Annotated in this window: 9 protein-coding genes and 1 pseudogene; 3 read left to right on the top strand and 7 right to left on the bottom strand. The window is 67.7% G+C overall.

Features of this window, described 5'->3' with window-relative positions:
* Nucleotides 1–118: 118 nt before the first annotated feature.
* From ACFYM6_RS35790 to ACFYM6_RS35760, 7 genes are all read right to left on the bottom strand, one after another.
* Nucleotides 119–505, bottom strand: a complete 387-nt coding sequence (locus tag ACFYM6_RS35790) for a hypothetical protein (protein ID WP_387281912.1) — start codon at nt 503–505, stop codon at nt 119–121.
* A 152-nt stretch (nt 506–657) separates the two neighbouring features.
* On the bottom strand, nt 658–1491 hold the full coding sequence (locus ACFYM6_RS35785) for a hypothetical protein (RefSeq protein WP_387281910.1): 834 nt from the start codon (nt 1489–1491) through the stop codon (nt 658–660).
* Between the two features lie 235 nt (nt 1492–1726).
* On the bottom strand, nt 1727–2932 hold the full coding sequence (locus ACFYM6_RS35780) for an IS256 family transposase (RefSeq protein WP_387281916.1): 1206 nt from the start codon (nt 2930–2932) through the stop codon (nt 1727–1729).
* Nucleotides 2933–4359: 1427 nt separating this feature from the next.
* Nucleotides 4360–4707: an STAS domain-containing protein gene (locus ACFYM6_RS35775; RefSeq protein WP_387281908.1), complete on the bottom strand. Its 348-nt coding sequence runs from the start codon at nt 4705–4707 to the stop codon at nt 4360–4362.
* On the bottom strand, nt 4707–5117 hold the full coding sequence (locus tag ACFYM6_RS35770; RefSeq protein ID WP_387281906.1) for an ATP-binding protein: 411 nt from the start codon (nt 5115–5117) through the stop codon (nt 4707–4709). The genes ACFYM6_RS35775 and ACFYM6_RS35770 overlap by 1 nt, the downstream gene beginning before the upstream one ends.
* A gap of 712 nt (nt 5118–5829) precedes the next feature.
* Entirely contained in the window at nt 5830–6252 is a 423-nt protein-coding gene (locus tag ACFYM6_RS35765) for a helix-turn-helix domain-containing protein (protein WP_387281904.1), read from the bottom strand.
* 700 nt (nt 6253–6952) lie between these two features.
* Nucleotides 6953–7510 (bottom strand): TetR/AcrR family transcriptional regulator, encoded by a 558-nt coding sequence (locus ACFYM6_RS35760; RefSeq protein WP_387281914.1) that lies wholly within the window; start codon nt 7508–7510, stop codon nt 6953–6955.
* A 246-nt stretch (nt 7511–7756) separates the two neighbouring features.
* On the opposite strand from ACFYM6_RS35760, the gene ACFYM6_RS35755 reads away from it, so the two are divergent.
* The 3 genes and pseudogenes from ACFYM6_RS35755 to ACFYM6_RS35745 all read left to right on the top strand — a co-directional run.
* Nucleotides 7757–8323: an MFS transporter gene (locus ACFYM6_RS35755; protein WP_387281903.1), complete on the top strand. Its 567-nt coding sequence runs from the start codon at nt 7757–7759 to the stop codon at nt 8321–8323.
* A 606-nt stretch (nt 8324–8929) separates the two neighbouring features.
* Nucleotides 8930–9133 carry a hypothetical protein gene (locus ACFYM6_RS35750; protein WP_387281901.1) on the top strand — a complete coding sequence of 68 codons (204 nt, stop codon included), beginning with the start codon at nt 8930–8932 and terminating at the stop codon, nt 9131–9133.
* Nucleotides 9134–9251: 118 nt separating this feature from the next.
* Nucleotides 9252–9478: pseudogene (locus ACFYM6_RS35745) on the top strand (hypothetical protein); the annotation flags it as partial.

Raw genomic sequence — 9478 nt, 5'->3', positions numbered from 1 at the left:
CCCGGTGCCCTGCAAGGGGCACGCCGGGTTCGGGAGGCGGCTCGGGGAAACCCACCAACGGAAACGTAGGCAGGGCGCCCCGAGCCGACCTCACCGCCACAGCGCCTGCGACGGCATGTCACCCATCGACTACGAACGCTTCATGGCCGAGGCCCGAGGAGCCCAGGCCGCATAACGGAGCCCTCCACGATTCCGGGGGATTGACAATGACCGAATGTGTGCCGGAGTGCGGTTGCGCGGCCAACAGGGTGTCCGGGTCGACGGGCACCGGGCGGCGTTTGCGTTCCCGCCAATCCTCGATGATCGCGTCGTTGAAGCCGTCGTCGTCGTTGCGCGGATCCAACCGCGCCCGAAACTCCTCCTCCGTCAGGTCCAGGTCGGAACCGCCCTCGGCCGGCTCCCGGTAGTACTCGCCGCGGTCGTACACCTCTTGGCGCAGCTGTTGGAGGGCAGCGCCCACGTCGTCCTGGTAGGCCACCATGTACCGCCACTGCGAAGCGCCCATCGATGTCCCCTTCCTCGGCCGATCCGTGGGACGGCATCGTGGCATGGGCATGCGACACTTCGCGGATCCGCGCACCGGCCTTGGCCATTCGCCGCGATGGTTGGGCAGAGTCAAGGTTGCGCCCCGGTGCTTGTCGAGGCGGGGCGCCCGTGTCATAGGTTGCCGATGTAGATGACGACAGCGTCCGGCGGTGGCGCCGGTTGCGGCGCCGATGCCGGCTCGACGTCGGCGTACAGCCACATGTGGTGCTCTGTCCAGTTCAGGATCCCGCCGGTTTCGCGGGAGCCGCGATAGGCGCCGCGCTCGGGCTGGAGCGGCCAACCACGGCTGTGGAGGTGTTCGACGAGCCGGGTAACCGTCGTTGCCCGGTCGGCACCGTCCGCGGCCGTCACCACGAACTCGGCCGTGCAGTTGCCGCTGCTGCCACCATCGGCGCAGGTGTCGACCGACACCAGGCGCAGCGACGGCGGCAGCGGGAGGACCTCGTCGTCGCGGGCAGGGAACCGCAGCCTGCCGTCGCCGTCGGCCCCGACCACGCCGAGCCCGCAGCCGCACACCAGGACCACCGTTGCCAACGTCGCCACAGAGGCGGCCCACCGAACTTTGCCCGCCGCCAGGTTCCACCCGGCTCGGTAAGGGGACGAGAAGGGGTGAACGCTCCGATCGATGACCAACGCGGCCAGGCACACGACGCCGACCAGCAACCACATCGCGAACCAGTCGAGCCACGGCGCGGCTATCAGACTGCGTGGCCACTGCGAGACGGCGAACACGGCAGCCAGCACCGCGATGAAGACGACACCGACAGCCACGCCGACGGCACGGCCGCTACGGGTGCCCCACGCCCAGGCACTGACGACGATCAGGCCGCAGATCGCCGCCACTACTGCGGCTGGAGGCGCACCCTGTCCGAGCGGCAGCACCACAAGCCCCGCGCCGCCCGCACTCAGCCACCAACGCCAGCCGTTGCCCGCCGCCATCGCCACGATGAAACCTAAGATCATCACCAAGGTCGTTGGCAACCAGCCTTACAACATCATTTGCGTGGCACCTCCTGACCGCAGGCCAAGCCAGGCGCGCGTTGGCACTGAACCGGGCTACGGAATTAACCGTGACGGCCGCTGTATCGGCCGCTGTACGCGGTGCAATCGCCGAGGCGGGTGAGCACCTCGCTGCCTGGGGGAGTGTCAAGTTAACGGCTGATCTTGGTTGTTGAGGTAGTCAGTGGTTGGCCGGGGTGAGCCGGCCTTCGAAGGCGATCTGGAAGGCGTTCAAGGGCGCCTTCCAGCGCATGGTCCAGCGCCGGCGGCCGGCGCCGGTGGGGTCGAGGCTCATCAACGCCATGTACACGCACTTGAGCGCGGCCTGCTCGTTCGGGAAGTGCCCACGGGCTCGGACGGCCTTGCGGATGCGGGCGTTCACCGACTCGATCGCGTTCGTGGAGCAGATGACCTTGCGGATCTCCACGTCGAAGGCGAGGAACGGCACGAACTCGGCCCACGCGTCGGACCACAGCTTCACGATCGCCGGGTACTTCTTGCCCCAGGCGTCGGCGAACTCCATGAACCGCTCGGTCGCGGCGTCCTCCGTCGGCGCGGTGTAGACCGGCTTGAGCGCCTTGGCGATCTTGTCCCAGTCCTGCCGGGCCGCGTAGCGGAACGAGTTGCGCAGCAGGTGAACCACACACGTCTGCACGATGGTGCGCGGCCAGACCGTCTCCACCGCCTCGGGCAGACCCTTCAAGCCGTCGCAGACGAGCATGAGCACGTCAGCCACGCCACGGTTCTTCAGCTCGGTCAGCACATGCAGCCAGTGCTTGGCGCCCTCACCGCCGTCACCGGCCCAGATGCCGAGGATGTCGCGGTGGCCGTCAACGGTGACCGCCATGACCACGTAGATCGGCCGGTTCGCGACCTGACCATCCCTGATCTTGACATTGATGGCATCGATAAATACGACTGGGTAGACGGGGTCGAGGGGCCGGTTCTGCCACTCGGCCATCCCGTCCATCACCTTGTCGGTGATGGTGGAGATGGTCTGCTTGGACACCTCGGCGCCGTACACCTCGGCCAGGTGCGCCGCGATCTCGCCGTGGGTCAGGCCCTTGGCCGACAACGACAGAACCATGTCGTCGACCCCGGACAGGCGCCGCTGCCGTTTCCGCACGATCTGCGGCTCGAACGTTCCCGCCGCGTCCCGCGGCACCCGGACTTCGACCGGCCCGACGTCGGTCAGCGCGGTCTTGGTCCGGCTGCCGTTACGGGTGTTCCCGCTGCCCCGACCGGCAGGATCGTGTTTGTCGTAGCCGACGTGGTCGGTGATCTCACCGTCCAACGCCGACTCCAGGACCCGCTTGGTCAGCTGCTGCAACAGCCCACCCTCACCGGTCAGCTTCAGCCCGTCACCACGAGCCCGATCGACCAGCATCGCGATCAACTGCTCATCCGTGACCGCACCCACCGGCTCCACAGCCGGCTGTCCCTCGGTGGTCTCGGTCGTCATCTGGCGTCTCTCCCTTGATCGGTCGATCAGCCGTTATTTGTACAGTCCCCAATGTGACGAGAAGGAGCCGACTGGCCAGGGGCGACAGGCCCTGGCCAGTCGAGGACCAGCCGATCGACGCGCAGACGCCACGGGAAGTTCGAGGCGTGCAGTCCCGAGCGGAGCCACCGCCGGTGACAACGGGTAACGCCCGGGGTTGAGGACGAGGCGGGCGGGTCACCACGACCCGCCCGCCTCGGTGGCCGTCATCCGGCTTCCTGCGACACGCCACTCGAAGCCAGGACGCGCACCGTGAACGGGACGAGGAGAGCCAGGTCTAACCGGGACGGCCGGTCAGCGGGGCGCGCGCTGGGCCGTGCTTGGCGAGTAGAGCGGCCAGGTGCGCGCCGCTGCACCCAACAACCAGTCGCCGACCGTGGAGTCCCGGGAGAGCGTCAGAGCCGGTCGTGTCAGGAATCAGAGCGCATGCTGCTCGTTGGTCGATCTTGCTGTCGCACAGCTGGCATCGGTTGACGTCGACACGTCCGCCTGAGGGTGCTCCGGTGCGGACTAGCCGTCTCAAAAGGTGCATGCTTCCGGTATAGCCCGGTGCCAGCAGAGTTGACATGAACCGTCGGCTTGTTCGCTTCGCCGGATCAGTCGGCCGGACTCCTGCGGACGGCGGCGGCATTCGGCCAGTCGGCCGCCATTCCCATCATGGAGTTTGCCGCGCTACTCCTCACGGACAAAGGCTGAGCGAGAGCCGCGAACGCGTGACATGCCGGTGCCGAAGGCGTCTGGCGTGAGCCGAATGCCGCACACACGCGTACGGACGGCTCGCGGCTGCGCTACCCAGCAGGCAGCCACACGACATTCAGCATCCCCCTGACCGGAGGGAGGATGCCCCGCACCGGCGGGCATCCTCCGCTCCTTCGAAGGCGCAAGCACGGGACGAACATCCCCAATGGCTACGCTTTGTCTCCTTCCAGGTTGCACCATAGGGTGGCCAGCTGAAACGCAAGGAAGGCGTGAGACATGAGTCGTAGGGGAAGCAGGAAACGACCGCTGGTGCAGGCAGCGGTCATGGTCCTGACGGCGGCGGCTGTCGTGGCCATTGCGCGTGCCGGCCGGCGACACGAGCAAGATGACGCATGGATAGGCGATCTTCCCGCTCCGGGCAGTCCTTTCGCCGAAACGGAAGAAACACCCCATGCCGCCGCGGCCGGCGCCACCGGTCACACCGTCTCTACGGCAGCAGCCGCTCGCTGACTCACGGCCTGAACCGCCCCTGGCACACGTGACGAGGGGAAGGTCGTCCGCAACCCCATGTGAAGCGGCGGTGACTGCAGCCACGTAATCCCCGTCGGCAGGTGTCAGGCGCTGCGGGGCGGGGTGGCTTCTGTGGTGTCGGGTTCGAGCAGGGGCAGGATGCCGGTGACGGTGAGGACCCGGTGGACGTGGCCGGTGGGGTTGATCAGGTTCAGGGTGCCGCCGGCGGCGGTGGCGTTCTGGTAGGCGGCGACGAGGACGCTGAGGATTGTCGAGTCGAGGAAGGTCAGCTGGGACAGGTCGACGTCGAGGACGGGGTTGGCCTGCAGGGTGGTGGTGAGCAGGTCGCGGAGTTGGTCGACGGCGGTGAGGTCGAGTTCGCCGGACAGGGTCACCACGGCGCGGTCGGGGTGGGTCTCGGTTCGGGCCTGCCACAGCTTGTCTCTGGTCATCACGCCTTCCCCTTGGGCAGTGCGGCGGTGACGGTGGCGGTCAGTCCGGCCGGGGTGTTGTCGAGCACGAGTCCTGCGGTGAGGTGTTGGGCGAGCCACAGGCCGCGGCGGCCGGGCCGGGTGGGCTCGGGCAGGGCGGGCACCTGTTCGGTCATGCCGGGACCGTGGTCGCTGACCTGGCAGGTGAGCTGGTCGCCGAGCTTGCGCATCACCAGCTGTCCGCTGCCGCCGCCGTGGCGTACGGCGTTGGTGGTCAGCTCGTTGACGGCCAGTACGAAGTCTTCCAACTCCTCTCCTCCGAGACCTGCGCCTGCGGCGGCGGCGGTGACGGCGTGCCGCAACTCGGGCACCCGCTCGGCCGTGATCAGCGAAGCCAGCAACAGCGTCTCGTCGCCGCTCGCGCTGACCATGGACGGACGCTACACCACCCGGCTTAATCTCGGCCCGCTACGTTCCGGAGTGAGCGTGGCGCGTTGTGTGTTGAGCGCAGATGGGTCGCTCCAGCGCGTGCCACATGCCCACCCGCACGGGAACGCCGTCAGACGCGTGGAGGAGCGGTTCCCATAGCGCGATCGAAGCCAACAGAACCAGACCGAACGGAGAGCGGGTGATCGTGCCACGGTCAGAACGCCTCAACGACCATCCGTTATCGAAGGCGACTCCTGGTCGCCCGGGCGACAACCACGCCGATGGCTTTCTCATGCCCGTCCGTCGCTCTCCGGAGGGTTCCCGAGCCGGTAGGTCGGCTTCGTCGCCCCCGCCCTTCGGCGCTGACGGGCGAGTGAGAAATGCCAGGGGCGTTCAGCAGCGGATGTCCATCGTCCCGCCCACCTGACACGGCGGCCGCGATCCTCGGGCACGAGTGGCGGGCGCTGCGCGACGGCCAGCGAGGAGGGCTGACCCGCTCCCCTCTTCGACACCGTGTCCCAGGACGGATGCCAGCGTTACACCTCATTCGGGCTCGCGACGAATGTAATGGGTGGCTTTCTCACTGTGCGAGCCCGTCTTACTGCTCAAGTCACTACTGGATCATGAAAGATCACTCGGATCCGGCGAGACCATCATTACACCGCTCATCGATGGGCGGCCTGGATGTCGCGGGGCCGGTTGTCCGAGGCAGGTTTAGCTTCGCCGCTGTTTTCCACGGCGGGCGAGGGAGCGGAGCAGCATTCGGATGTGGTGTCTCTCCTCCGCCGCTACATCAGGGTCGGACAGGCGCGCGAGGATGACCTGTATGTCGGCCTCGACGCTGGCCGCCGCCGGCGCTCGCGGCGGGGTGGCATCTGCGGATGGCATGCCGAGCGCTCGCATGGCCTCGGCGACAGGCGCGTTGACGGTTCGGCAGAACCGGCGGACCCGCTCCAGTTGGGGGTAGTCGGTCCACTCGCCGTTGAGCCACCGGAAGATCGTGGACCGGCCGACGCCAGCGTGCGCGGCGATCTGGGTCAGCGTCCACCCGCGTTGACGGCGGGAGTCGTCTATGGCGTGGCGGACGAACTGGGCGAAGGCGGCCTGCTGGGTCCCGGGTACGTTGTCGTGCCGCATCTGTCGAGTCAGGGCTGCCGACGGCAGGCAGGCGGCGGAGTGGGTGAGCGATCGCCCGGCATCGCCGACGGGGTGGAGGGCATGCGTGGTGTCGCGAGCCGTGCCCATCATCGACATCGCCGCCCTTCAACGTCTGCTCGTCACGTCTGCAGCGTCGCCATCCCCGGCGCTTCCGTCTGATAGACGGCGGGCGCCTTCGTCGGGAACGGCGTCGACTCCTGGCGGGGAATCGACTTTCTGCGCGGCACTTGCGGCTACTGGCGGCGGTCGGTTTCGTAGACGTTGCCACCTGGAACCGACCCGCAGGCGTCATGGCGGCCGTTCGCTGTAACAGTCGCTGGTCGTCCGGCGCTGGTCCACACGGGACGTGTCCTCGTGGCATTGTTTCCCATCGCCGGGCGGGTCGCCCCCACCCTCGTGTCCCGCCCGGCCCCGCGTTCCGGCCAAGGGTGTCGCCACCATAGCCCGCTCACCCCGCTCAGCGCCGTCAGGCCGAGACCGAGCCCGGCTCACGGAGAGGCCGGCACGCCCGAGCGGGCCATGGCGTCAACGTTCGTCATGCCCGGGGTCATGCCTCGGCGGGCAGGAGAACTGAACCGGCCATTCGCGAGACGAGCCAGCCCCGACCGGCTTCGCCCGCTCCGGTCGCCCGGCGTCCGGTCGTGAACAATGGGCAGCACGTTGGCCGCGGTGGGGCTTTCTAGCTCAGCGGCTCGAGGTCGAGTCGCGAGTGCAGGTATTCGCTGGTCAGTCTCCTCGTTTCGGTGAGCAGCTTCTCGTCTCCTCCGGGGTGGCGGTGGAATGCGCGGTTGATCAGCGCGTCGGCGACGGTGACCGCGATTCGGAGGCTGAATCTCAGATCGGAGCTGTCGGGGATGGCGAACTGTTCGACGAGGGCTTCGGCGAGTTCGTCGCTGATGATCAGGGTGATGTCGATGTCTTCGCCGGTCTCGTTGAGTGCCTCGTCCAGGTGCAAGCTGTGGAACCCGGGCTCGCAGCGATGCATGGTGATGTACTCGTCGATACCCGAGCCGACGCCGGCGCTCCATGAGCCGAGCTCGCCAGCGGCGAACCGCTGTCTCAGTCGCTGCAGGTATGCGTCCAGGCCGCGCAGCATCAACGCCTGCACGATGGCCCGCTTGTCGGGGAAGAACTGGTAGACCGAGCCCACGGCCACTCCGGCGCGCTCGGCGATCGCGGTGGTGCTCAGCTTCTCGTATCCCACTTCGTCAAGCAGCACTCCGCACGCGTCGAGGATGCGCTGCACCCGCGCGATCGATCGTCGCTGCACGGGAACCCGCCGCAACGGGTGGGATGAGGAGGTCGCAGACATCCAGGTGGCCTTCCCTGACAACAGCCCGCCGATTGCTTCAGCAGTACCCAGACTCAACGACCGAATACGACACAACGTCACCATGCGGAAATATCGCGGAACAGTGGAGCGGCGGCTAACTGACCGGCGCGGGCCATCCATGCGCTCGTGCAGTAGCTCGGCGTCGCCGGCGTGCCGGGCGTACGCCCCGACGTGCTGGGCTACACGGCTCTGCAGACCGGCATGGGCTTCCTGCCGCACACACTCTTGGGCGTGCTGCTGGGGCTCAGCCTCACACCGTGGCTGATGCGCCGAATTCCGGCAAGACTCCTGGTAGCTTCTGGCGCACTGGCCACCGCCGCCGGTTTCGCCTGGCAAGGCAGCGTCAGCCCGAACGCGGGCTACGTCGGAGCAGTCCTGGGCCCGGCAGTCGTGCTGTCCCTGGGCGGAGCACTGTTCGTCACGCCGCTCACCACACTGGTTGTCAGCGAGGTAACCGATCACGAGACCGGCGCAGTCTCCGGACTGATGAACACAGCCAAACAATTCGGCGGCGTGCTCGGACTCGCCTCCCTGGTCGCCCTCGCGGGCGAGAACCGCACACCCGAGCATGTCGCAGCAGGGTCAGGCAAAGTCTTCGTGGCCATGGGGGCCGTCCTCGTCCTCGTCGCCGCCCTGGCGCTGGCGTTGCCCGCTGACCGGGACCGGGCATCTCCACCTGCCACCGCTCACACAACCGCTGACTTGACGGCAGCCTGAATTTGCACGGCCGGCCGTACCGCGCTCATCGCCCGCCGACGGCAAATCCTCGACGAGGTGCGCCGACTGCGAGGGCTGAGCGAAGGGCAGACTGTCGAGCACGCCGACGCGGGACCGCATCTGCCGTTGTCGCGGCGAGCACAGGCGACGATCCGGCGTTGGACAGCTTGCTGCTGCGGCTGCACACCGAGACCGCTTGGCTAAGGCGGGCGTCGATTGCCCGATAACGTACGCGCAAGGGCTGAACCGAGCACCTTCTACACCGGATCTCCGGCCAGTGGTTCGCCGACAAAGGGCTCGGAGAGCGGCACGGCCTAGGCTGGGCGGGAGAGTACCCACAATGCGGTGAGACGTGGGGTAGTGAGGCCGAGTGAGACGACAGCCAGTGAACCGAGGACACCCGGTTGCCGCCGGATTTGGTCGCCAGAAGATCCCGCGACCAAGCCGCGCCGGAGTCGGCGACACCCGGGTGGGACCGGGTGCCGCCATCGGAGACGTTGCAAACGCCACGGCTCCCGGCAACGACGGCACCGGTAGCAGCCGGTCCGCCATCACCAACGAGTCCACCCGAACCACCTGCCTGATGACCGAAAGGACCTCGCGACGATGAGCCTAGTCCGTCTTCCGAACTCGACCCAGCCGCCCACCGAGCGGGGTGTCCGGCTCATCCCGATTCGCAAGGTCGTGATGGCTGTGATCGCCGTCAGTGTGAGTTTCACGGTCCAGTACGACGTGCACCTCGCCACCCAGATCCTGCTGGGCGTGACGGCCTTCAGCTGGATGGACCGTATCGACAGCTCAATCCGATGAGAGTGGGCCCGGGCGGGTCTTTCCCGCCCGGGGCCGGCGCGCCAGGTGCCGGGGTGGAAATGCGCCTTACGGGTCTCCGGGGTTGCGGCGGCGCGTGTGAAGCGGGACCTGGCTCAGCGAGCGGGTGCCGGGCGAGTTGAAGCTGCGTATCCACGAGCCGGACGCCGACCAGCACCACAGCGTCATCGAGATCGTCACCGACGACATGCCGTTCCTGGTCGATTCGGTGACCGCCCTGCTCAACTCGCATCACATCGACGTGCACCTGCTGGTGCACCCGCTGGTCGTGGTCCGCCGCGAGCCGCTGGGCCGGCTCACCGAGGTCTCCGCCGACGTGGAGCCGGA

The sequence above is a fragment of the Micromonospora sp. NPDC006431 genome (assembly GCF_042870725.1).
Lineage (GTDB): Bacteria > Actinomycetota > Actinomycetes > Mycobacteriales > Micromonosporaceae > Micromonospora.
Note: the sequence above shows the minus strand (reverse complement) of the source record. Positions and strands in the feature narration are given on the sequence as shown.